The organism is Streptomyces sp. NPDC007929, from assembly GCF_042959065.1.
Taxonomy (GTDB): Bacteria; Actinomycetota; Actinomycetes; order Streptomycetales; family Streptomycetaceae; genus Streptomyces.
Genome location: NZ_JBIBKD010000015.1, coordinates 139,433 through 161,863, shown reverse-complemented (window position 1 = coordinate 161,863; position 22,431 = coordinate 139,433). Strand labels below are relative to the sequence as shown.

The following is a 22,431-nucleotide window of genomic DNA, read 5'->3' as shown; positions in this document are numbered from 1 at the left end:
CGATGGACCTTCTTACCGACTGACTGGCGTTGACGCGCCAACCGCTGCGGGCGGACACCCCCCGACACGGCCCCTTCTCGCCGTACGCGGGTGCGGGAGCCGCCCGCTTGCGCCGCGGGCGGCCACCCGTCCCGCTCACATGCGGGACACGTTCCGTTCGTACACCAGGCGCAGTCCGATCAGGGTCAGCCACGGCTCGTGTTCGTCGATCACCGACGACTCGCCCAGGACCATCGGCGCGAGACCGCCCGTGGCGATGACGGTGACGTCGTCCGGGTCCTGGGACAGCTCCCGGGCCATGCGGTTGACCACGCCGTCGACCTGGCCGGCGAAACCGTAGATGACGCCGGACTGCATCGCCTCGACCGTGTTCTTGCCGATGACGCTGCGCGGCCGGGCCACCTCGATCTTGCGGAGCTGGGCGCCGCGCACGCCCAGGGCCTCCACGGAGATCTCGATGCCGGGTGAGATGACCCCGCCGACGTACTCCCCGCGCGCACTGACCGCGTCGAACGTCGTCGCCGTGCCGAAGTCGACGACGATGGCGGGGCCGCCGTAGAGCTCGACCGCCGCGACCGCGTTGATGATGCGGTCGGCGCCGACCTCCTTGGGGTTGTCCATGAGGATCGGCACGCCCGTCTTGACGCCTGGTTCGACGAGGATCGCGGGCACGTCGCCGTAGTAGCGGCGCGTCACCTCGCGCAGCTCGTGCAGGACCGAGGGGACGGTGGCGCAGATGGCGATGCCGTCGATGCCGTCGCCCAGCTCGTCGCCGAGGAGCGGGTGCATGCCCATCAGGCCCTGGAGGAGGACCGCCAGTTCGTCGGCGGTGCGGCGCGCGTCCGTGGAGATGCGCCAGTGTTCGACGATCTCGTCGCCGTCGAACAGGCCGAGGACGGTGTGGGTGTTTCCTACGTCGATCGTCAGCAGCATGACCCGTCCTACTCCGCCGACCGCAGGTCCAGGCCGATGTCCAGGATCGGCGAGGAGTGGGTGAGGGCTCCGACGGCGAGGTAGTCGACGCCGGTGTCCGCGTACGCCTTGGCGTTGCCGAGGGTGAGGCGGCCCGAGGCCTCCAGGGCGGCGCGTCCCTGGACGATCTCCACGGCCTGCGCGCACTCGCCCGGCGTGAAGTTGTCCAGCAGGATCAGGTCGGCGCCCGCGTCCAGGACCTCGCGGAGCTGGTCCAGGGTGTCGACCTCGACCTCGATGGGCACGTCCGGGAAGCGCTCGCGGACCGCCTGGAAGGCCTGGGCGACGCCGCCCGCGGCGACCACGTGGTTGTCCTTGACCAGGGCCGCGTCCGAGAGGGACATGCGGTGGTTGACGCCGCCGCCGCAGCGGACGGCGTACTTCTCCAGGCTGCGCAGGCCGGGGGTCGTCTTGCGGGTGTCGCGGACCTTCGCCTTGGTCCCGTCGAGTGCGTCCGCCCACGCGCGCGTGGCCGTCGCGACGCCCGACAGGCGGCACAGGATGTTCAGCGCGCTGCGCTCCGCCGTGAGGAGGTCGCGGGTGCGGGTGGTGACGGAGAGGAGCTTCTGGCCCGCCTCGACGCGGTCGCCGTCCTCCGCGTGGCGCTCGATCTCCAGCTCCTCCTCGCAGACCACCGAGATGACCGCCTCGGCGACGCGCAGACCGGCCACGGTGCCCGCCTCGCGCGCGGTGAAGTCGGCCGTGGCCACCGCGTCCTCGGGGATGGTCGCCACGGTCGTCACGTCCACGCCGTGGGCCAGGTCCTCCTGGAGGGCCACGTTGGCGATGTCCTCGACCTCGACGGGGTCGAGACCCGCGTCGGCCAGGAGCTGGGCGAGTGCGGGATCCAGGCCGCACTCCAGGTACGCCTCGTCGTCCGCGCCGCAGGCGCAGCCGTCTCCGCAGCCTCCGGAGGAGACGAGGGGAAGGTCGGGGGTGCTCACGTCGGTCACTGCTCCTGGGGGGCCTGGGGCGGGAGGGTCGTAGGGAAGTGTGTGGTGTCCGTGGTGTGCACGGCCAGCGTGCGGTCCGGGTTCAGGGTCACGACGATGTGGCGGCGCCAGGCCGCGTCGTCGCGCTCGGGGCGGTCCTCGCGCCAGTGGCAGCCCCGGGTCTCCTCGCGCAGCAGGGCGGCGGCGACCAGGACGCGGGCCACGCACAGGAGGTTGGTGGCCTCCCAGGTGTCGACGCCGGCCTCGGCCGTCTTGCCGTGCTCGGTGAGGGCCTCCCGGGCGTCGGTGTGCAGGCGCTGGAGCTGGTCGGCGGCCTTGGTGAGGGAGCCCGCCGAGCGCAGGACGCCCGCCCCGCCCGTCATGATCCGCTGGATCGTGAAGCGGGCCTCGGGGGTCTGCAGGGGGTGCTCGGGGATCTCCGGGTGCGGGAGCGGCTGGGGCACGCGCGCGTGCAGGCCGTTCGCCGCGATGTCGTCAGCGATGCGCTCGGCGTAGACAAGGCCTTCGAGCAGCGAGTTGGACGCCAGGCGGTTGGCGCCGTGCACACCGGTGCAGGCCACCTCGCCGCACGCGTACAGGCCCGGCACGGTCGTACGGCCGCGGGAGTCGGTGCGGACGCCGCCAGAGGCGTAGTGGGCGGCCGGGGCGACCGGAATGGGCTCGGTGACCGGGTCGATGCCGTGGGCGCGGCAGGCGGCCAGGATCGTCGGGAAACGCTGCTCCCACATCTGCGCGCCGAAGTGCCGCCCGTCCAGGTACACGTGCTCGGCGTCCTGCTCCAGCATGCGGCGCAGGATGCCCTTGGCGACGATGTCGCGGGGGGCGAGTTCGGCGAGTTCGTGCTGTCCGACCATGAAGCGCACGCCGTCGGCGTCGATCAGGTGGGCGCCCTCGCCGCGCACGGCCTCGGAGACCAGGGGCTGCTGGCCCTCCGCGTCCGGGCCGAGGAACAGCACGGTCGGGTGGAACTGGACGAACTCCAGGTCGCTGACCTCCGCGCCGGCCCGCAGCGCGAGCGCCACGCCGTCGCCCGTCGAGACCGACGGGTTGGTGGTGGCGGAGAAGACCTGGCCCATGCCGCCGGTCGCGAGGACCACCGCGGGGGCGTGGACGGCGCCGACGCCGTCGTGCTGGCCCTCCCCCATGACGTGCAGGGTCACACCGGCGGTGCGGCCCTCCGCGTCCGTGAGGAGGTCCAGGACGAGCGCGTTCTCGACGGTGCGCATGCCCCGCGCGCGGACGGCCTCGACCAGGGCGCGGGAGATCTCGGCGCCGGTGGCGTCACCGCCGGCGTGGGCGATGCGGCGGCGGTGGTGGCCGCCCTCGCGGGTCAGCGCGAGGTCTCCCTCGGAGGACTCGTCGAACCGGGCGCCGGTCTCGATGAGGCGGCGTACGGCGCCGGGGCCCTCGGTGACCAGGAGCCGGACCGCGTCCTCGTCGCAGAGGCCGACGCCGGCGACCAGGGTGTCGTCGAGGTGCTGCTCGGGGGTGTCGCCGTCGCCGAGTGCGGCGGCGATGCCGCCCTGGGCCCAGCGGGTGGAGCCGTCGTCGAGCCGGGCCTTGGTGACGACGACCGTGTGCAGGCCGGCCGCCTCGCAGCGCAGGGCGGCGGTCAGGCCGGCGACACCGGAGCCGACGACGACCACGTCCGCCGAGATGGACCAGCCGGGGGCGGGCGCGTGCAGACGTATGCCTGTGGTGGTCACGAGGCGGCTCCGAAGCGTGTGAAGGTGAGGGGCACGTTGTCGATCAGCCGGGTCGCCCCGACCCGGGCGGCGACGGCGAGGATCGCGTCGCCGGTGAAGTCGTCCCCGATCTCGGTGAAGTCGGACGGGTCGACCAGGGCGAGGTAGTCCAGCCCCAGCGGCGGATCGAGGCGGGCGGCCTCGTCGAGAACCTGGCGGGCGGCGGCGCGCACGGCGGCCGGGCCGCCGGGGACGGCCGTCGCCACGGCGTGCGCGTCGGCCGCCGCGCGGGACTCCCCTATGGCACTGAGCGCCTCGGCACGCGCGCGCGTGGCGGGCACCTCGCGGGCCCGGGCGCGCAGCGCTTCCTGCGCGGCGTGCCGGTCCTGGCCCGCGAACAGGGCCCCGGACAGGGCGAGGGCGGTGCGCCGCTCGGCGGCCGACAGGTAGCGGTTGCGGCTGGACAGCGCCAGGCCGTCCTCCTCGCGGACGGTGGGCACGCCGACGATCTCCACGCCGAAGTTCAGGTCCCGCACCATGCGGCGGATCAGCGCGAGCTGCTGGGCGTCCTTCTGGCCGTACAGGGCGACGTCGGGGCGGGTCAGGTGCAGCAGCTTGGCGACGACGGTGAGCATGCCGTCGAAGTGGCCGGGACGGGAGGAACCCTCCAGCCGCTCACCCATGGGGCCCGCGGAGATGCGGACCTGGGGCTCGCCGCCCGGGTAGACCTCGTCCACGGCGGGGGCGAACACCACGTCCGCGCCCGACTGCCGCGCGAGGGCGAGGTCGGCGTCCAGGGTGCGCGGGTAGCGGTCGAGGTCCTCGCCCTGGCCGAACTGGAGCGGGTTGACGAAGACGGTGACGACGACCTCGCCGTCCGGCCCGGCGATGCCGCGCGCGGTGCGGATCAGCGTGGCGTGGCCCTCGTGCAGCGCCCCCATGGTCATCACCACGGCGCGGCGGCCGGTACGCGCGCGTGCGTGCAGTTCGCCCGCGGTGCGCAGCAGGGTGGTGGTCATCGGGCGTCCCCTTCGGTGCCGTCGGTCCCGTGGGCGAGTACCCCGAGGAGGTCCTCGGCGAGCTCCGGCTTGAGCAGGCCGTGGGCCAGGGCCCGGTCGGCGGTGGCGCGGGCCATCGCCAGGTAGCCGGCGACGGTCTGCGGAGCATGGCGGCGCAGCTCGCTCACATGCGCGGCGACGGTGCCCGCGTCGCCGCGCGCGACCGGTCCGGTCAGGGCCGCGTCGCCGGAGCGCAGGGCGTTGTCCAGGGCCGCGCCGAGCAGCGGGCCGAGCATCCGGTCGGGGGCGGCGACCCCGGCCGCGCTGAGCAGCTCCATGGACTGGGCGACCAGGGTGACCAGGTGGTTGGCCCCGAGGGCGAGTGCCGCGTGGTAGAGCGGCCGGTTCTCCTCGGCGATCCACTCCGGCTCGCCGCCCATCTCGATCACCAGGGCCTCGGCGGCCAGCCGCAGCTCCTCGGGGGCGGTGACGCCGAAGGAGCAACCGGCCAGCCGCTGGACGTCCACGGGCGTGCCCGTGAAGGTCATCGCGGGGTGCAGGGCGAGCGGCAGGGCGCCCGCGCGCAGGGCCGGGTCCAGGACCCGGGCGCCGTACCGCCCGGAGGTGTGGACGAGGAGCTGTCCGGGCCGGACGGAACCGGTGTCGGCGAGGCCGGTGACCAGGTCGGGCAGGGCGTCGTCGGGAACGGTCAGCAGCACCAGGTCGGAGTGCCGGAGCACCTCGGCGGGCGGCATCACCGGCACGTCGGGCAGCAGTTGCCCGGCGCGGCGCCGGGAGGCCTCCGAGACGGCGGAGACGGCGACCGGTCGGTGCCCGGCGAGTTGCAGGGCAGCGGCCAGCGCTGGACCCACGCGGCCCGCGCCGACGACGCCGACGGTGAGCCGCGCGGGGCGGTCCTTGGGGTCTGGCTGTGGGGTTGTGTTCACTCGACGGCGGCCTTCCCGTTCCAGTCCGCTCCGGGTACCGGACGATTTCTCGTCATGTTAACGCTATCGGTTCGCGGGGCGTCCGGTTGTCCACAGGCTTCGGTTGTCCACAGGCTGTGCATGCCCGTGCGGCCCTCCAGGGCGACGGCGGACGGAAATCCGGGTGCCCGGCGCCGGGCGCGCGCGGGAGGATCCGGGCATGACCGATACGGCGGAGCACGACGATCAGGTGACGGGCGACGACCGGGGCCCGGGGCTGCGGGAGCGGCGGCTGGCCGCCCATCGCACGGCCCGGCGCGTGCTCGCGCGCTTCGGCTTCCACCACACCCTGCGCGAGCGCCTGGCGGTGCTGGCGGAGGCGGAAGGCGTCCATGACCTGGACGAACCGTCCGACCTGTACGGCGACGGTGTCGTCGAGGCGCTGGAGACCAAGGTGGCGGGCCTGCTCGGCACCGAGGCCGCCGTGTTCTTCCCGACGGGCACGATGGCCCAGCAGGTGGCCCTGCGCTGCTGGGCGGGCCGGACCGGGAACCCGACCGTCGCCCTGCACGCGCTCAGCCATCCCGAGGTGCACGAGCGGAACGCGTTCAGCGAGGTCGGCGGCCTGCGCCCGGTGCGGCTGGCCGCGGAGCCACGGCTGCCGACCGCCGCCGAGGTGCGTGACTTCGAGGAGCCGTTCGGGGCGCTGATGCTGGAACTGCCCCTCAGGGACGCCGGTTTCGTCCTGCCCAGCTGGGAGGAGCTCACCGAGGTCGTCGAGGCCGCGCGGGACCGGGACGCGGTGGTGCACTTCGACGGGGCCCGCCTGTGGGAGTCCACCGTGCACTTCGGCCGGCCGCTGGAGGAGATCGCGGGCCTGGCCGACAGCGTCTACGTGTCGTTCTACAAGTCCCTGGAGGGCTTCGGCGGCGCGGCGCTCGCGGGTCCGAGGGAGCTTGTCGAGGAGGCCAGGGCCTGGCGGCACCGGTACGGCGGGATGGTCTTCCAGCAGTTCCCCACGGCCCTGTCGGCGCTGGTCGGGCTGGAGCGCCAGCTGCCCCGGCTGCCGGAGTTCGTGGCCCACGCGCGCGTGGTGGCCGCCGCACTGCGCGAGGGGTTCGCGGCGGCCGGGGTGCCGTGGGCGCGTGTGCACCCGGAGGTGCCGCACACCCACGACTTCCAGGTGTGGCTGCCGTACGAGCCGGACGTCGTCGCTCAGGCGGCGGTCCGCACGGCCGAGGAGACCGGGGTGGTCCTGTTCGGGAGCGGCTGGGAGCGGGGCGGGCCGGGTCTGGCGCTCACCGAGGTGCATGTGCGGGCGGACGGGCTGGAGTGGACCGCCGAGGACGTGAAGGCGGCGGTGGCGGACTTCACGGCCCGGCTGCCGGAGCAGGCCGGGTAGGACGCCGCCGCCACCGGCCCAGGGTGATGCGAAGCCCGTGGCGGCGGGCGCGGGAGCGCGGTGCACCGGGGCTCTGCGTCACGGCCCACCCGTCGTGCCTGCCCGGCGCGGGGGGCGCGGGCTCGCCGAGGGTCAGAGCGCGGTAGCTGTCGAGGAGGTGCTGCTGCGTGATGCTCATGGTGAATCGCCTCTGTGCGACGGGGTGATGGAGGTCCGAAGGCTCCGCGGCTGCCCCGGTGGTCCCACCGTGCGCCCACGCCGGGGGTGGCGTCGCGCCGATTGACGAGGGCCGTCAATCGGCGGAGGCGTTGTCAGTGGCCGGGTGCACCATGAGGGCATGAGCGTGCACATCGACATCACGGGGCTGCGGCCCGAGGCGGTCGCCGTCGTGCCCTCGCCCCTGGCCGAGCTGGGCATGGCGTTGCACGCGCTGTCCGAACCGGCCCACCACCCGGGCCTGCAGGGCTGGGTGACGGGCGTGACGGCACGGCTCGATCCGCATCTGGCCGACCGGATGTGCGAGGCCGACTTCCTGTGGCGGACGACGTTCTCGGACCTGTTCCTGCCCTGGGCGGGCCTGCCGGACCGGCGTGCGCTCCCGGGCGCCACCCTCGCCGAGGAGCTGGACCAGCTCGACAAGCTGTCGGACGAGCAGTTCGTGGACTCGGCAATGGAGTTCACCTGTGGCACCTGTTACGGCGAACCGGGAGCGGCCACGCTGTCCGACCCGGAGACGCGCCGCCGGGCACTGGAGCTGGCCGCCGCGCGCGGTCCGCGGCAACTGCACTTCGGTGAGCGGCTGCTGGCCGACCCGCCCCGGATCCGGGCGTGGCTGCGGCAGTTCCTCCGGGACTGCGACGAGGCGTTCTTCGCGGAGGCCTGGGCCCGGCTGCGCCACCAGCTCGCGGCGGACGCCCGGCACAAGACGGACCTGCTGCGGCGCAAGGGCCTGGCGGAGGGGCTGGCCGCGGTGTCCCCGGCGGTCACCCTCGACGAGGCCGCCGGCCGGATCACGGTGGACAAACTGGGCGACGGCCGTACGGCCACGGGCGACGGCGGCCTGCTGCTCGTCCCCACCAGCCTGGGCTGGCCGCATCTGATGGTCCTGCACCGGTACGGCTGGCAGCCGGTGCTGCACTACCCGGTCGGCTCCCCGGAGCTCGCCGCGCCGCAGACGCTCGAACAGCTGGCCCTGCGGATGACCGCGCTGTCCCACCAGGTCCGGATGCGCATGTGCCGCCATCTGGCCCGCAGCGCGCACACCACCAGTGAGCTGGCACAGGTGCTCGGCATGACGGCCCCGGAGATATCCCGGCACCTCGCCGTGCTGAAGAAGGCAGGCCTGATCACCACCCGCCGCCGCGGACGCTACGTCCTGCACCAACTGGACGTGACGGTGGTGGCCCGCCTCGGCAGCGAGTTCCTGGAGGGGATCCTCAGGTAGCAGGTGCGCGCGCAGGATCAGCCGTGTCCGCCGGCCCGCACCAGGCCCGTTTCGTAGGCCAGCACCACGACCTGCACCCGGTCCCTGAGGCCGAGCTTGGTCAGGATGCGGCCGACGTGGGTCTTGACGGTGGCCTCCGACAGCACCAGTCGCGCCGCGATCTCGCCGTTGGACAGGCCCTGCGCGACCAGGACCATGACCTCGCGCTCGCGGTCGGTGAGCCGCTCCAGCTCCTTGTGCTGGGGCTGCTTCGTGCCCGGCAGCATCGGCGCGAAGCGGTCCAGGAGGCGCCGGGTCGTGGAGGGCGCCACGACCGCGTCACCGCTGTGCACGGCCCTGATCGCGGCGAGGAGGTCGGCGGGCGGCACATCCTTGAGCATGAAGCCGGAGGCACCCGCCTTCAGCCCGGAGAAGGCGTACTCGTCGAGGTCGAAGGTCGTCAGGATGAGCACCTTCGGCGGGTCGGCGTCGGCGCAGATCCGGCGGGTCGTCTCCACGCCGTCGAGCTTGGGCATGCGGACGTCCATCAGGACCACGTCGACCTCGGTCGTCCGCAGTTCCTGGAGGGCCTCGACTCCGTCGCCCGCCTCCGCCACGACCTCCATGTCCGGCTGGGCGGCGAGCACCATCCGGAACCCGGTGCGCAGCAGCACCTGGTCGTCGACGAGCATCACGCGGATCGTCATCGGGCCTCTTCCATGGTCGTTACAGGTGTCAGCGAGGGGCGTACGACCGCGTCAGTGCGCGGGTTTGAGCGGCAGCAGGGCACTGATGCGGAATCCTCCGCCCGGGCGCGGGCCGGCGTCCAGCGTGCCGCCGACCATACCGACCCGCTCGCGCATGCCGATCAGGCCGTGGCCCTGGCCGTCGAACCCACCCTCCTCGTACAGCTCGTGCGGGGCGCCCTTGCCGTCGTCCTCGACGAGCAGACCGAGCCCGTCGTCGAAGTAGACCAGGCGCACGCTCGCGCCCGCGTTGGCCCCGCCGTGCTTGCGGGTGTTGGTGAGCGCCTCCTGCACGATGCGGTAGGCGGTGAGTTCGACGCCGCTGGGCAGCGGGCGGGGCGTGCCCTCGACCTTGAAGTCGACGGGCAGTCCGGCGGTGCGGCACTGCTCGACGAGGTCCTCGATCTGCCGCACATCGGGCTGCGGCACGTACTCGCCGGCCTCCTGGTGCTCACCGGTGCGCAGCACGCCCAGCAGGCGGCGCATCTCGGCGAGGGCCTGGCGGCCGGTGGAGGAGATGGTCTCCAGGGCCTTCTTCGCCTGGTCGGGCGCGGCGTCGAGGACGTAGGCGGCGCCGTCGGCCTGGACCACCATCACCGACACGTTGTGCGCGACGACGTCGTGCAACTCGCGTGCGATCCGGGCGCGTTCGGCGGCGACGGCGACCTTGGACTGCGCCTCGCGCTCCTTCTCCAGGCGGGCGGCGCGCTCCTCCAGCTGCGCGAAGTAGGCGCGGCGGGTGCGGATGGAGTCGCCGAGCACCCAGGCGAGGGCGAACGGGACGGTCTGCAGGATCGCCAGGGCGATGTCACCGGCCACCCCCGTCTGCTCGTTGGACCAGCGCAGCTGCGCCAGAGGGGCCGCGCACAGCCCCGCGACCAGTGCGAAACGGGAGGCCCAGCGGGCGCCTTCCGCGGCGACGGTGTAGACGATCGCCAGCATGGCGAAGTCGGCCGGCACCACCGCGACGTCGGTGACCAGCTGTGCCACGCCGACCGCCGCCGCGAGCAGCAGCATCCTCTCCGGCATACGGCGGCGCAGCGCGACCACCAGGCTCAGCAGCAGCGTGATCGGAACGACCACGGCCCAGGGGCCGACCTGCTCGCCCGCCGCCCCGCCCACGACCGAAATCCCGAGGAGGATCACGGCCCAGAAGCCGTCGACCCACATCGGGTGCCTGCGGAGGAAGTCATAGAGGCGCTGCACGTAACCCAGCGTAGGGAAGGCGGATAGGTGCAGGGGTCAACCGGAGGACCGATCCGGACCGGGCGCACGTACTCCGCAAGGTGGAGTTGCGTTCGTTGTGTCCGCATAGCCTGGCCCGGTGACGGCAAGGACGAGGGACGAGTGGCGGGAGCGGCCGGAGTGGCGCGGGTGGCGTGCGGCGGCGCAGGACGCCCTGTACGCGCCGGGGGGCTTCTACCGGCGCGCGGAGGGACCGGCCGGACACTTCCGGACGTCCGTGCACGCCTCACCCCTGTTCGCCGGGGCCGTGGCGCGGCTGCTGTGCCGGGTGGACGAGGCGCTGGGGCGGCCCGGGGTGCTGGACTTCGTCGACATGGCGGCCGGGCGGGGCGAGCTGGCCGGCGGGGTGCTCGCCGCGCTGCCCGCGGACGTGGCGGCCCGCACGCGCGTGTGCGCCGTCGAGATCGCAGGGCGGCCCGCGGGGCTCGATCACCGGATCGAGTGGCTGACGGAGCCCCCCTGCGGGACGACCGGGCTGTTGTTCGCCAACGAATGGCTGGACAACGTCCCCCTGGAGGTCGCCGAGGTGGACGCCGCGGGTGTCGCGCGGCTGGTACGGGTCCGGCAGGACGGGACGGAGCGGCTCGGCGAACCGGTGGACGGGGAGCAGGCGCGGTGGCTGGAGCGGTGGTGGCCGCTGCCCGGCCAGGAGGGGCTGCGGGCCGAGATCGGCCTGCCCCGGGACGAGGCCTGGGCCGCGGCGGTCGCGACCCTGCGGCGGGGGCTCGCCGTCTCCGTGGACTACGCCCACACGGCGGGCACCCGGCCGCCCTTCGGGACGCTCACCGGCTTCCGCGAGGGCCGCGAGACCACACCCGTCCCGGACGGCTCCTGCGACATCACCGCGCACGTCGCCCTGGACGCGTGCGCGCTGCCCGGAGGGCGCGTGCTCCCCCAGCGCGAGGCGCTGCGCACCCTGGGCGTGACCAGCGCACGCCCCCCGCTCGCCCTGGCCTCCACCGACCCCGCCGCCTACGTGCGCGCCCTCGCGGGCGCCGGAGAGGCCGCCGAACTCACCGCGCCGGGCGGGCTGGGCGACTTCGGCTGGCTGGTGCAGCCGGTCGGCGTCGAGGACCCCTTCCGGGCGCCGCTTGCCGCATAGGCGCCGCTTGCCGACCAGGCGCCGATTGCCGACCAGGCGCCACCTGCCGATCAGGCGCTTCCTGCCAGGCGCCGTTCGCCGAACAGGCGCTACTTGTCGATGTCCCCCACCACGAAGAACATCGACCCCAGGATCGCCACCATGTCCGCCACCAGCGTCCCCGGCAGCAGCTCCGTCAGCGCCTGGATGTTGTTGTACGACGCCGAGCGCAGCTTGAGCCGGTACGGGGTCTTCTCGCCCTTGCTGACCAGGTAGTAGCCGTTGATGCCGAGGGGGTTCTCGGTCCACGCGTACGTGTGGCCCTCGGGCGCCTTCAGCACCTTCGGCAGCCGCTGGTTGACCGGCCCGGGCGGCAGCTCGGCGAGCCGGTCCAGGCAGGCGTCGGCCAGGTCGAGCGCGTTGTGCGTCTGCTCCAGGAGGCATTCGAAGCGGGCCAGGCAGTCGCCCTCCTGCCGGGTGACCACCTTCAGGACGTCGGCCAGCTCGCCGTAGGCGAGGTACGGCTCGTCCCGGCGCAGGTCGAAGTCGACGCCCGAGGCCCGCCCGATCGGCCCGCTGACCCCGTAGGCGTGCACGGCCTCGGCGGTGAGGGTGCCCACGCCCCGGGTGCGGCCCCGGAAGATCTCGTTGCCGAGCACCAGGTCGTCGAAGCGGTCCATCCGGGAGCGCACATCGGCGACGGCGGTGCGCGCGCGGCCGGTCCACCCGGCCGGCAGGTCTTCCTTGAGGCCGCCCACCCGGTTGAACATGTAGTGCATCCGCCCGCCGGAGACCTCCTCCATGACGTGCTGGAGCTCCTCGCGCTCCCGGAAGGCGTAGAAGATCGGCGTGATCCCGCCGAGCTCCAGCGGGTACGAGCCGAGGAACATCAGGTGGTTGAGCACCCGGTTCAGCTCGGCGAGCAGCGTGCGCAGCCACACCGCGCGCTCGGGGACCTCCATGCCGAGCATCCGCTCCACCGCGAGGACCACGCCCAGCTCGTTGGAGAACGCCGACAGCCAGTCGTGGCGGTTGGCGAGCATGATGATCTGCCGGTAGTCGCGCGCCTCGAACAGCTTCTCCGCGCCGCGGTGCATATAGCCGATCACCGGCTCCGCGTGCCTGATGCGCTCGCCGTCCAGGACGAGCTTCAGCCGCAGCACGCCATGGGTGGAGGGGTGCTGCGGCCCGATGTTGAGCACCATGTCGGTGCTCTCCGCGGCGCCGCCGATTCCGACCATGGTCTCCGTCGTAGGAGTCATGGACACAGTCTCCCCTACGTACGCTGGCCCCATGGAGACGGGGAGTCCGCAGAAGACGGGGCCGGACGGGCCGCAGGGCACGATCGAGGCCGACGGGACCGAGCCGGGGTGGATCGCGCTGCCGCCCGGCCTGCTGAAGATGCGCCGGCTGCTGCTGGTGGTGTGGCTGGGGCTGATCGCCCTGGCCGCCGGGCTGCTGCCGGGGCTGCTGGCCGGTCCCGCCTGGGCCGCCTTCGCGCTGCCGCCGCTGGCCCTGATGGCCTGGGGCTGGGTGATGATCGAGCGCAACTGGCGTTCCTGGCGGTACGCCGAGCGGGCCGACGACCTGCTGATCAGCCGAGGTGTGCTGTGGCACGAGGAGACGGTCGTGCCGTACGGGCGGATGCAACTGGTCGAGGTCACCTCCGGGCCGGTGGAGCGGCACTTCGGGCTGGCCAGCGTGCAGCTGCACACGGCTGCCGCGGCGACCGACGCGACCATCCCGGGCCTGGACCCGGCCGAGGCGGAACGGTTGCGCGACCGGCTCACCGAGCTGGGCGAAGCCCGGTCGGCGGGGCTGTGACGGCCCCCGAGGCCGCGGGGCCCTCCGAGACCGCCGCCGGGGCCTCGTACGCCGCCGCCGAGGGCTCAGACACCGCCGCAGGGGCCTCCGAGACCGCCGCGGGGGCCTCGTACGCCGCCGCCGAGGGCTCAGACACCGCCGCAGGGGCCTCCGAGACCGCCGCGGGGGCCTCCCAGATCCCTTCCGGGGTCACCGACGCCGCCGCCGGGGTCACCGAGCGGCGGCTGCACCCCGTCACCCCGCTGCGCCGCGCCTGGGCACCGGTCGCGGTGCTCATCGGCTGGGCCGTGCACGACCCGGACGGGGCGCAGCGCCATCTGACCCGGCTGACGACGAGCACGCTGCTCATCGGCCTCGCCGTGCTCATCCCGGCCGCCGCCCTCTACGGCTTCTGCTCCTGGTGGTTCACGCACTTCGCGGTGACCGAGAGCGAACTGCGCATCCGCACCGGGCTGGTCTTCCGGCGCACCGCGCACATCCGGCTGGAGCGGATCCAGGCCATCGACATCACCCAGCCGCTGCTGGCCCGGGTCGCTGGCGTCTCCAAGCTCAAACTCGACGTCATAGGCACCGACAAGAAGGACGAGCTGGCCTTCCTCGGCGCGGACGAGGCACGCACGCTACGGGCCGAACTGCTCGCCCGGGCGGCCGGTTTCGCGCCCGAGACCGCGCACGAGGTCGGCGAGGCACCGTCCCGGCAGCTGCTGCGGGTGCCGCCTCGGGTGCTCGCCCTGTCACTGGTGCTGACGGGCGCGACCTGGATCTCGCTGGCCGCCGCGCTCGTCGTCCCGCCGGTGCTGTGGCTGCTCACCCACAGCCTGTGGACGGTCCTCGCGGTCGCCCTGCCGCTGCTGGGCGCGGCGGGCGCGAGCAGCGTGGGGCGGTTCGTCGCCGAGTACGACTGGACGGTGGGCGAGTCGCCCGACGGGCTGCGCATCGACCACGGGCTGCTGGACCGGGCCCACGAGACGGTGCCGCCCGGGCGCGTGCAGACCGTGCGGCTCGTGGAGCCGCTGCTGTGGCGCCGGCGCGGGTGGGTGCGCGTCGAGCTGGACGTGGCGGGCTCGTCCAACTCCGTGCTGGTGCCGGTCGCTCCGCGCGAGATCGCCGAGGACGTCGTCGCGCGCGTGCTGCCCGGGGTGAGCGTGCCGAGGCCCGAGGCCCTGTCACCGGCGCCGCGCCGGGCCCGCTGGTGCGTGCCGCTGTGGTGGCGCGGGTACGGACTCGCCGTCACGGACGCGGTGTTCGCGGCCCGGTCCGGGCTGCTGCGGCGGAGCCTGGCGCTGGTGCCGCACGCCAAGGTGCAGAGCGTACGGATGACACAGGGGCCGTGGGAGCGGGCCCGGGGCGTCGCCGACGTGTGCGTGGACACCGGCGCGAACAAGACGGTGCGGGCCCGGCTGCGGGACGCCGCCGAGGCACGCGAGCTGCTGGCGGCGCAGGCGGAGCGGTCCCGGACGGGGCGCCGGGACGCACGGCCGGACCGCTGGATGGCGTGACACCCGACGCGGTGGCGTGACACCGCGACGCGCGGAGGGCCCCCGGCCGTAGCCGGGGGCCCTCCGCGTCGAACACGCTCGCGCACGCGCCTCACGCGCCTCATTGCGCCTCACGCACCTCAGGACACCGCGCTGCGCAGCCCCTGTACGTCGATCTGCTCCGTCTCGTCGTGCGCGGTCAGGTCGATGACCTGGCCGATCCCGCGCGACTCCGCGTCGACCGGCTTGTAGCGGGCCTCGGTCTCGGCCTTGTGCAGGGCGAGCGCCTCCTGGCCGACGACATCGGCGAGGTCCTCGTTCTGCACGGCCTCCAGGGCCGCCGGGGACGTCCCGGCCTTCGTGCCGAAGAAGTCGAACCCGCCCCCGGCCGACGGACGCCGCACCGGCGCCTGCGGCGGGACGGCCACGGCGGTGGGCACGGTGTAGTGACCGGAGAGCCGCTCCCCGGCCTGCTCGGGCCGTGCGGCCGTCTCGGCCCGTACAGCCTCGGTCCCGGTCCCGGCCGTCTCGGCCCGTACGGCCTCGGTCTCGGTCCCGGTCTCGGTCCCGGTCTCCTCGGCCCTTACGGCCTCGGGGAGTTGACCGGTGCCGCCGGCCCGCACGGAAGCCTCCGCGGCCGACGCCTCAGGCGTGTCGAGGACCGGCTCGGCGCTCGGCTCAGCGGCCACGGCGGCCACGGCGGCCTTGTCGGCCTTGTCGGCCTTGTCGGCCTTGTCGGCCTGCGCGGAACGCTCGCCGCCCGTCTCGGCCGTCGCCCGCTCGTGCCCGTCGGCAGCCTCGGAGCGCTCCTGCGCCCCGGCCTCGGCGGACCCGTCCTCCGGCGCCTGCTCCTTCTCCCGCGGCTCCGCCTGCTCCTGCTTCGGCTCCCGCGCGGGCTCCGCGTCCTCGCCCTTCGGGGCGCCGTCGCCGTCGCCATCGCCGCCACCGTCCGGATCCGGCACCGGGACCGACTCGCCGTCGAGCCGGGCGAGCGCGGCGGCGGCCCGCAGGAACAGCCGGGACCCCTCGGGCGAGAACACGGCGGGGACGTCGGGCCCCTCCTCGACGGTGGGAGCCGCGGCCGCCTCGTCGAGCTCCGGCGCGGCGTCGGCACGAAGCCGGCCCTCCGCAGAGGCGTCCGCCACCCCCACCGCCTGCGTCGCCTGCGACGTGCCGGCCGGAAGCGCCCGCACCGGGACCGTCGCCTCTATCTCGAGCACCCGGCGTTCCTCAAGGACGCTCGCGCGTTCGGTCTCCGACGTGGCGTACCGGCGCAGCAGCGCGGCGTGCTCGTTGCGCAGCCCGGCCAGCTCCGTGCGCTTGGCGCGCAGCCGCTGTTCCAGCTTGCCGCGCAGCTCGCGCGACTCCTCGAGGTCGGCCTCCAGTTCGGCGACCCGCTCCTCGAAGCGCCACTCGTCGCTCGCCCGCGCGCGCGTGAGGTCGGCGACGCGCTTGCCCGCCTGGGCGTCCCAACGGCGCAGCACATACGCGCCGATGACCGCCGTCGCCGCGGCTGCCGCGGCCAGAGCGCGGAGCACCATCGGCTCCGTGAACACCCAGGGCCCCAGGGCGCAGACGAGGGAGACGCCTGCGATCGCCGACGGGGGCAGCATCCTGTGCAGGGGCGGGGAATGGCGGTGACGTCCACGTGGCATGGCCAGAAACTTACCGCGCGTAGGCGAATCTTGGTGACCCACCCCGCAAAACAAAGCCACACCGAAACGTTCACACCGCATCGGAACTCCGGAAGAACCGGATTCCCTCGCTCACTCAATTCCCAAGATCATTCTCAAGGGCCCTCCAGCCGTCCGCTCATCCACTCCAGAGCCGCCGGAATCTCCCGCCGCCAGGTGTTGAAGTTGTGACCGCCGCTTTCCAGGATGATCGACGAGATCCGGGTCCGCCCGTTGCCCTCCACCCGCTCGATGAACCGCAGCGTGTCCCGGTAGTTGCCCTCTCCCTGCTTGCTGCTGCTGACCAGCAGGGACGTATCGGAAGCGGGCATGTGCGCGACGTACCACTCCAGATCGGCGCGATTGCGCAGCTCCTTGTCGCCCTGGAAGAGATCGCCCGTCGTGGCGTCGATCGGCGCCTTGTAGTACGCGGACAGACCCGCCCCCGCCCCGTACACACCGGGATGATGCAGAGCGATCTTCAACGCGCAGTAGCCACCCGTGGAGTTGCCGATGATGCCGAGTCCGCCCGGCTTTTCGGTCACCCTGTAGTGCGTGCGCAACGCCTCGGGGAGATCCCTCGCGAAGAACGACTCGGTCTGCGGCCCGCCGGGTATGTCGACGCACTCCGTGTCCCGGGGCGGCGCGACCGTCGGCCGCAGCATCACCAGGATCATCGGCTTCGCCCGGCCGGCCCGCGCCAGCTCCAGCGCCGTACGCGGATAGCGCAGCTTCTCCACCAGCGCCGACGCCGTACCCGGATAGCCGGTCAGCACGACGGCCGTCGGGAACCGGTGGGTGCGGTACCGCGGCTGGAAGTACTCCGGCGGCAGATAGACGTACGCGGGCGTGGCGATACGGGTCGTACGGCCCACGATGCCGACCTGCTGGATCCGCCCCCCGGCCTGCGGCAGCGCACCGCTCGCCCCCGGAACCCGGCGCGAGGCCACCACCTCCAGCGGGCCGCCGCCCCGCGTGTGGTCGACGACCACCCCCTGGTCCTTCTCCTGCCCGAACAGGTCGGCCCAGCTCGCGTAGAACCCGAAGGCCTGGTTGGCGGCGAGACCCACCGCGGCGAACAGCAGCAACTGGGTGCCCAGCAGCAGGCCGATCCGCCCACCCACCGCGCGCCAGCCGCGCCGGGCCAGCCGTGGCCAGATCCAGACCGTGCCGGCGAACAGCAGCACGGCGGCCAGCACCACCCCGACCAGCACCACGTCGCTCGTCAGACCCATACGTCGGTCACCTGCTCGCACTCTCCGCCCGGGCCCTCGCGTCCACACATGTGCAAGGGCTTGCCCCGGACTTTCCTAGGCCTTGAAAACGGCTTTGACGTGGGGAGTGAACCTCTCCCCCCAAGACACCGTCCTAGAGGGCGCAATGTCGCCGGATGCCCGAATCGGCACCGGAGCCAAGGTCTCTCGCAGAACTACGGGATGCGATGTCTGTCAGGACAGATGAGGAAATGTCGGGCGAGGTTCCGAGGCGCGGCAGCGACCCCGCCCGCCCGGGCCGGATCAGCCGGGTACTGCGCGGGCCACGCCCCGAAGCCGTCCCCGTCCTCGTCGGCAGAGCCTGCGCCCTGGTCGGCGCCCTGGACGTCGCCGCGGGCGTCTTCCCCCGCTTCCGGCACAGCAGAATGCACGCCATCGCCGAGGTGCTGCCCGGCGCGCTCGGCCCCTTCGCGGCCGCCCTGTCCCTCAGCACCGGCGTCCTGCTGCTCCTCCTCGCCCACGGTCTCAAACGCGGCAAACGCCGGGCCTGGCGAGCGGCCGTGGCCCTCCTGCCGGCAGGCGCCATAGCCCAGTTCAGCTACCGGCACTCACTCGTCGGCGTCCTGATCTCCCTGGCCCTGCTCGCCCCCCTGCTGCGCCACCGCGACCAGTTCAACGCCCTGCCCGACCCACGCAGTCGCTGGCGGGCCCTCGCCAACTTCGTCCTCATGAGCGCCGGTTCCCTCACCCTCGGCCTGATCGTCGTCAGCGTCCACGGCGAGCGCATCATCGGCGACCCCAGCCTCGCCGACCGCATCACCCACGTCATCTACGGCCTCTTCGGCTTCGAAGGACCCGTCGACTACCAGGGCAACACCTCCTGGACCGTCGCCTTCTCCCTCGGCGCCCTCGGCCTGCTCACCGCCGTCACCACCATCTACCTCGCCTTCCGCCCCGAACACCCGGCCGCACAGCTCACCGAGGAGGACGAGACCCGGCTGCGCGCCCTGCTCGACAGGCACGGACGCCGCGACTCCCTCGGCCACTTCGCGCTGCGCCGCGACAAGGCCGTCGTCTTCTCCCCCAGCGGCAAGGCCGCCGTCACCTACCGCGTCGTCTCCGGCGTGATGCTCGCCAGCGGCGACCCCATCGGCGACGTCGAAGCCTGGCCCGGCGCCATCGAACGCTTCATGGACGAGGCCAAGGCCCACTCCTGGACCCCCGCCGTCATGGGCTGCTCCGAGACCGGCGGCGAGGTCTGGACCCGCGAGACCGGGCTCGACGCCCTCGAACTGGGCGACGAGGCGGTGGTGGACGTCGCGGATTTCTCCCTCGCCGGCCGTGCGATGCGCAACGTGCGCCAGATGGTCAAGCGCATCGAGCGCGCCGGTTACGAAACCCGGGTACGACGTGTCCGTGACCTCGGCGAAGCCGAACTCGAACGCATCCGCCGAGCCGCCGACGACTGGCGCGGCACCGACACCGAACGCGGCTTCTCCATGGCCCTGGGCCGCGTCGGTGACCCCGCCGACGGCGACTGCCTCATCGCCACCGCCCACAAACAGGACGAACACCCCGGCCCCTACGGCGACCTCAAAGCGATCCTGCACTTCGTCCCGTGGGGCAGCGACGGCGTCTCCCTGGACCTGATGCGCCGCGACCGCTCCGCCGACCCCGGCATGAACGAACTGCTCATCGTCGCCTCCCTCCAGGCCGCCCCCAGACTCGGCATCGCACGCGTCTCCCTCAACTTCGCCATGTTCCGCGCGGCCCTCGCCCGCGGCGAGAAGATCGGAGCCGGGCCCGTGCTGCGCGCCTGGCGCGGACTGCTCGTCTTCCTCTCCCGCTGGTTCCAGATCGAGTCCCTCTACAAGTTCAACGCCAAGTTCCGGCCACGCTGGGAACCCCGCTTCGTCGTCTACCGCGCCTCCGCCGACCTGCCCCGCATCGGCTTCGCCGCCATGCAGGCCGAAGGCTTCGTCACCCTCGCCCTCCCCCTGCCGCGCTCCCTGCGCCGCAGGCGCCTCACCACCCCCCGCCCCTGCGCCCACGCCACCACCGCCGAACGGGACGTCCGGGCGGCATGATCACACCGCCCACGGGGCCGTCGCCCGGGCCACAGCCCCTGACGGCCCCCACCGGGGCCTACGCTGAACATATGAGCAACCAGAGCGGACGCGGGCGCGTGGCGGGCCTACCGGAATGGGACCGCTGCGCGGTCATGGGAGTCGTGAACGTCACCCCCGACTCCTTCTCCGACGGCGGCCGCTTCTTCGACACCACGGCCGCCGTCAAACGCGGCCTCGACCTGGTCACCGAAGGCGCCGACCTCGTCGACGTGGGCGGCGAATCCACCCGCCCCGGCGCCACCCGCGTCGACGAGGACGAGGAACTGCGCCGTGTCGTCCCCGTCGTCCGCGGCCTGGCCGCCGAAGGCGTCACCGTCTCCGTCGACACCATGCGCGCCTCCGTCGCCGCACGCGCCCTCGCGGCCGGAGCCGCCCTCGTCAACGACGTCAGCGGCGGCCTCGCCGACCCCCGCATGATCCCCGCCGTCGCCGACGCCGGAGCCCCCTTCGTCGTCATGCACTGGCGCGGCTTCCTCCAGGGCGGCAACGTCCGGGGCGAGTACACCGACGTCGTCACCGAAGTCGTCGACGAGCTCCACGCGCGCGTGGAGGCCGTACTCGCCGGAGGCATCGCCCCCGAACGCGTCGTCGTCGACCCCGGCCTCGGCTTCTCCAAGGACGCCGGGCACGACCTCGCCCTCCTCGCCCGCCTCGACCGCGTCCTCGCCCTCGGCCACCCCCTGCTCGTCGCCGCCAGCCGCAAACGCTTCCTCGGCCGGGTCCTCGCCGGCCCCGACGGCCCACCACCCCCCGCACGCGAACGCGACGCCGCCACCGCCGCCGTCTCCGCCCTCGCCGCCCACGCCGGCGCCTGGGCCGTCCGCGTCCACGAGGTACGCGCCACCGCCGACGCCGTCCGGGTCGCCCGCGCCATCGCGGGGGCGCGCGGCACCGGCACCGGCGCAGAAGGAGCCCGGTGAGCGCCCCGCACACCGACGTCGAGCAGGTCGAAGCCGCCAACACCGCCTTCTACGAGGCACTGGAGCAGGGCGACTTCGAGGAACTGGCGTCGCTCTGGCTGACCCCCGCCGACCTGGGCGTCGACGAGTCCTACCACGACCCGGCCGACACCGGCGTGGTCTCCTGCGTCCACCCCGGCTGGCCCGTCCTCACCGGCCGTGGCGAAGTCCTGCGCTCCTACGCGCTGATCATGGCGAACACCGACTACATCCAGTTCTTCCTCACCGACGTGCACGTCTCCGTCACCGGCGACACCGCCCTGGTCAACTGCACCGAGAACATCCTCAGCGGCGGCCCCGCCCCCGAAGGAGCCGGCGAGGAGCTCGGCCCGCTCGTCGGACAGCTCGTGGTCGCCACCAACGTGTTCCGGCGCACGCCCCAGGGGTGGAAGATCTGGTCGCACCACGCTTCCCCCGTCCTGGCCGAAACCGACGAGGACGAACAGGACGACACCCCCGCCTGAGTGGGTAGGCGGCAGGAAGTGGTTGGAATCACGGACGCCCGGGTAGGGGCGGCTACCAACCTGTGCACCGGCCCCTTCCCCAGGGGAAACGCCGGACGAACCCTGCCGGGCCCGGCCGGACCCCCCACCCCGTGGCCCGGCCCGGACCGTGCGCGCAGGTAGATTCGACCCAGGCCGGTGTGCCGACCGCACACGGCACCCACCGGCCCCGACCGACGATTGCAGGAGTGATTCGCGTGGATCGTGTCGCGCTGCGCGGCTTGAAGGCCCGCGGGCACCACGGCGTGTTCCCCACGGAACGCGAAGAGGGCCAGACCTTCATCGTGGACCTCGTCCTCGGCCTCGACACCCGACCGGCCGCGGCCGACGACGACCTGGCGAAGACCGTGCACTACGGCATCGTGGCGGAGAAGGTCGTGGCCGTCCTCCAGGGCGAGCCCGTCGACCTCATCGAAACGCTCGCCGAGCGCATCGCCCAGGCCTGTCTGAAGCACGAGGGAGTACAGGAGGTCGAGGTCTGCGTCCACAAGCCGGACGCCCCGATCACCGTCCCCTTCGACGACGTGACCGTCACCATCACCCGGAGCCGAGCATGACCGCGCCCTTCATCAAGGGTCCCAGCGACCCGACCGTACAGCCGGTACCCGCCTCCGTCGTCGAGAAGGTCGACGCCGCCGACACCACCCTGTCCAATCCCAAATGGGCCGTGGTCGCCCTCGGCTCCAACCTCGGCAACCGCCTGGAAACCCTCCAGGGAGCCGTCGACGCCCTCGGCGACACGCCCGGCCTGCGCATCAAGGGCGTCTCCCCCGTCTACGAGACCGAGCCCTGGGGCGTCGACCCCGGCAGCCAGCCCGCCTACTTCAACGCCGTCGTGGTCCTCAAGACCACCCTGCCGCCCTCCTCGCTCCTGGAGCGCGCCCACGCCGTCGAGGAGGCCTTCCACCGCGTCCGCGACGAACACTGGGGCCCGCGCACCCTCGACGTCGACATCGTCTCCTACGCCGACGTCGTCTCCGACGACCCGCAGCTCACCCTCCCCCACCCCCGCGCCCACGAGCGCGCCTTCGTCCTGGCCCCCTGGCACGACCTGGACCCCGAGGCCCAGCTGCCCGGCCGCGGACCGGTCGCCGGTCTCCTGGACACCGTCACCCGCGAGGGCGTCGCGCCCCGCCAGGACCTGGAACTCCGGCTGCCCGAGTAGCCGTTAAGGTCAAGACGGCCGCGAACCGGGCCGCAAGCCGGGGGAACCGAAGGGA

At 73.4% G+C, this 22,431-nt stretch carries 20 protein-coding genes; 10 read left to right on the top strand and 10 right to left on the bottom strand.

All coding sequences use genetic code 11. From position 1 onward, the window contains the following. Positions 1-135: 135 nt before the first annotated feature. Genes ACFZDE_RS36055 through ACFZDE_RS36035 form a run of 5 tightly spaced genes read right to left on the bottom strand, consistent with a single transcriptional unit; the run spans position 136 to position 5,555 of the window. Positions 136-933 carry a type III pantothenate kinase gene (locus ACFZDE_RS36055; protein ID WP_391003770.1) on the bottom strand — a complete coding sequence of 266 codons (798 nt, stop codon included), beginning with the start codon at positions 931-933 and terminating at the stop codon, positions 136-138. An 8-nt stretch (positions 934-941) separates the two neighbouring features. Beyond that, a complete protein-coding gene (gene nadC, locus ACFZDE_RS36050) occupies positions 942-1,916 on the bottom strand; it encodes a carboxylating nicotinate-nucleotide diphosphorylase (protein WP_391003768.1) in 975 nt (324 codons plus the stop codon). Between the two features lie 5 nt (positions 1,917-1,921). Beyond that, positions 1,922-3,631 carry an L-aspartate oxidase gene (locus tag ACFZDE_RS36045; protein ID WP_391209742.1) on the bottom strand — a complete coding sequence of 570 codons (1,710 nt, stop codon included), beginning with the start codon at positions 3,629-3,631 and terminating at the stop codon, positions 1,922-1,924. After that, on the bottom strand, positions 3,628-4,629 hold the full coding sequence (gene panC, locus ACFZDE_RS36040) for a pantoate--beta-alanine ligase (RefSeq protein WP_391003764.1): 1,002 nt from the start codon (positions 4,627-4,629) through the stop codon (positions 3,628-3,630). Before panC ends, ACFZDE_RS36045 begins: the two co-directional genes overlap by 4 nt. Beyond that, on the bottom strand, positions 4,626-5,555 hold the full coding sequence (locus tag ACFZDE_RS36035; RefSeq protein WP_391003762.1) for a DUF2520 domain-containing protein: 930 nt from the start codon (positions 5,553-5,555) through the stop codon (positions 4,626-4,628). The genes panC and ACFZDE_RS36035 overlap by 4 nt, the downstream gene beginning before the upstream one ends. A gap of 199 nt (positions 5,556-5,754) precedes the next feature. Between ACFZDE_RS36035 and ACFZDE_RS36030 the strand changes: the two genes are divergently transcribed. Together ACFZDE_RS36030 and ACFZDE_RS36025 are read left to right on the top strand one after the other, a co-directional pair. Continuing rightward, complete coding sequence (locus ACFZDE_RS36030) at positions 5,755-6,936, top strand: beta-eliminating lyase-related protein (RefSeq protein WP_391209713.1); 1,182 nt, start codon at positions 5,755-5,757, stop codon at positions 6,934-6,936. Positions 6,937-7,273: 337 nt separating this feature from the next. Continuing rightward, positions 7,274-8,380, top strand: coding sequence for a DUF5937 family protein (locus tag ACFZDE_RS36025; RefSeq protein ID WP_391209703.1), 1,107 nt, complete (start codon positions 7,274-7,276; stop codon positions 8,378-8,380). A gap of 17 nt (positions 8,381-8,397) precedes the next feature. Here ACFZDE_RS36025 and ACFZDE_RS36020 read toward each other — a convergent pair whose 3' ends face one another. Beyond that, a complete protein-coding gene (locus ACFZDE_RS36020; protein ID WP_391003754.1) occupies positions 8,398-9,066 on the bottom strand; it encodes a response regulator in 669 nt (222 codons plus the stop codon). Between the two features lie 51 nt (positions 9,067-9,117). After that, positions 9,118-10,311, bottom strand: a complete 1,194-nt coding sequence (locus tag ACFZDE_RS36015) for a histidine kinase (protein WP_391003752.1) — start codon at positions 10,309-10,311, stop codon at positions 9,118-9,120. A 118-nt stretch (positions 10,312-10,429) separates the two neighbouring features. Between ACFZDE_RS36015 and ACFZDE_RS36010 the strand changes: the two genes are divergently transcribed. After that, positions 10,430-11,452, top strand: coding sequence for an SAM-dependent methyltransferase (locus tag ACFZDE_RS36010; protein ID WP_391209675.1), 1,023 nt, complete (start codon positions 10,430-10,432; stop codon positions 11,450-11,452). Positions 11,453-11,541: 89 nt separating this feature from the next. Here ACFZDE_RS36010 and ACFZDE_RS36005 read toward each other — a convergent pair whose 3' ends face one another. After that, entirely contained in the window at positions 11,542-12,693 is a 1,152-nt protein-coding gene (locus ACFZDE_RS36005; RefSeq protein WP_391209662.1) for an NADH-quinone oxidoreductase subunit D, read from the bottom strand. Between the two features lie 31 nt (positions 12,694-12,724). Between ACFZDE_RS36005 and ACFZDE_RS36000 the strand changes: the two genes are divergently transcribed. Both ACFZDE_RS36000 and ACFZDE_RS35995 read left to right on the top strand, forming a co-directional pair. Then, positions 12,725-13,255: a PH domain-containing protein gene (locus ACFZDE_RS36000; RefSeq protein WP_391209652.1), complete on the top strand. Its 531-nt coding sequence runs from the start codon at positions 12,725-12,727 to the stop codon at positions 13,253-13,255. A gap of 176 nt (positions 13,256-13,431) precedes the next feature. Beyond that, positions 13,432-14,754, top strand: a complete 1,323-nt coding sequence (locus tag ACFZDE_RS35995; protein ID WP_391209804.1) for a PH domain-containing protein — start codon at positions 13,432-13,434, stop codon at positions 14,752-14,754. Between the two features lie 119 nt (positions 14,755-14,873). Here ACFZDE_RS35995 and ACFZDE_RS35990 read toward each other — a convergent pair whose 3' ends face one another. Together ACFZDE_RS35990 and ACFZDE_RS35985 are read right to left on the bottom strand one after the other, a co-directional pair. After that, the gene (locus ACFZDE_RS35990; protein WP_391209642.1) at positions 14,874-16,388 is read right to left on the bottom strand and encodes a hypothetical protein; all 1,515 of its coding nucleotides are present in this window, start codon (positions 16,386-16,388) and stop codon (positions 14,874-14,876) included. 134 nt (positions 16,389-16,522) lie between these two features. Then, complete coding sequence (locus ACFZDE_RS35985) at positions 16,523-17,641, bottom strand: alpha/beta hydrolase-fold protein (protein ID WP_391209635.1); 1,119 nt, start codon at positions 17,639-17,641, stop codon at positions 16,523-16,525. Positions 17,642-17,871: 230 nt separating this feature from the next. Here ACFZDE_RS35985 and ACFZDE_RS35980 point away from each other — a divergent pair, with 230 nt between their 5' ends. From ACFZDE_RS35980 to folK, 5 genes are all read left to right on the top strand, one after another. Then, a complete protein-coding gene (locus ACFZDE_RS35980; RefSeq protein WP_391209628.1) occupies positions 17,872-19,707 on the top strand; it encodes a phosphatidylglycerol lysyltransferase domain-containing protein in 1,836 nt (611 codons plus the stop codon). 71 nt (positions 19,708-19,778) lie between these two features. Then, positions 19,779-20,669, top strand: coding sequence for a dihydropteroate synthase (folP, locus tag ACFZDE_RS35975; protein WP_391003738.1), 891 nt, complete (start codon positions 19,779-19,781; stop codon positions 20,667-20,669). Beyond that, on the top strand, positions 20,666-21,172 hold the full coding sequence (locus ACFZDE_RS35970; RefSeq protein WP_266470016.1) for a nuclear transport factor 2 family protein: 507 nt from the start codon (positions 20,666-20,668) through the stop codon (positions 21,170-21,172). The genes folP and ACFZDE_RS35970 overlap by 4 nt, the downstream gene beginning before the upstream one ends. 236 nt (positions 21,173-21,408) lie before the next feature. Next, on the top strand, positions 21,409-21,768 hold the full coding sequence (gene folB / locus ACFZDE_RS35965; protein WP_391209606.1) for a dihydroneopterin aldolase: 360 nt from the start codon (positions 21,409-21,411) through the stop codon (positions 21,766-21,768). Then, positions 21,765-22,376 carry a 2-amino-4-hydroxy-6-hydroxymethyldihydropteridine diphosphokinase gene (folK, locus tag ACFZDE_RS35960; protein WP_391003734.1) on the top strand — a complete coding sequence of 204 codons (612 nt, stop codon included), beginning with the start codon at positions 21,765-21,767 and terminating at the stop codon, positions 22,374-22,376. The genes folB and folK overlap by 4 nt, the downstream gene beginning before the upstream one ends. The last annotated feature ends 55 nt before the right edge of the window (positions 22,377-22,431 follow it).

Excerpts from the sequence above, each read along its gene's own strand:
- ACFZDE_RS36055 (WP_391003770.1), bottom strand. The coding sequence starts at position 933 with ATGCTGCTGACGATCGACGTAGGAAACACCCACACCGTCCTCGGCCTG.
- panC (WP_391003764.1), bottom strand. The coding sequence starts at position 4,629 with ATGACCACCACCCTGCTGCGCACCGCGGGCGAACTGCACGCACGCGCG.
- ACFZDE_RS36030 (WP_391209713.1), top strand. The coding sequence starts at position 5,755 with ATGACCGATACGGCGGAGCACGACGATCAGGTGACGGGCGACGACCGG.
- ACFZDE_RS36025 (WP_391209703.1), top strand. The coding sequence starts at position 7,274 with ATGAGCGTGCACATCGACATCACGGGGCTGCGGCCCGAGGCGGTCGCC.
- ACFZDE_RS36020 (WP_391003754.1), bottom strand. The coding sequence starts at position 9,066 with ATGACGATCCGCGTGATGCTCGTCGACGACCAGGTGCTGCTGCGCACC.
- ACFZDE_RS36005 (WP_391209662.1), bottom strand. The coding sequence starts at position 12,693 with ATGACTCCTACGACGGAGACCATGGTCGGAATCGGCGGCGCCGCGGAG.
- ACFZDE_RS36000 (WP_391209652.1), top strand. The coding sequence starts at position 12,725 with ATGGAGACGGGGAGTCCGCAGAAGACGGGGCCGGACGGGCCGCAGGGC.
- ACFZDE_RS35990 (WP_391209642.1), bottom strand. The coding sequence starts at position 16,388 with ATGCCACGTGGACGTCACCGCCATTCCCCGCCCCTGCACAGGATGCTG.
- ACFZDE_RS35985 (WP_391209635.1), bottom strand. The coding sequence starts at position 17,641 with ATGGGTCTGACGAGCGACGTGGTGCTGGTCGGGGTGGTGCTGGCCGCC.
- ACFZDE_RS35980 (WP_391209628.1), top strand. The coding sequence starts at position 17,872 with ATGTCGGGCGAGGTTCCGAGGCGCGGCAGCGACCCCGCCCGCCCGGGC.
- folP (WP_391003738.1), top strand. The coding sequence starts at position 19,779 with ATGAGCAACCAGAGCGGACGCGGGCGCGTGGCGGGCCTACCGGAATGG.
- folK (WP_391003734.1), top strand. The coding sequence starts at position 21,765 with ATGACCGCGCCCTTCATCAAGGGTCCCAGCGACCCGACCGTACAGCCG.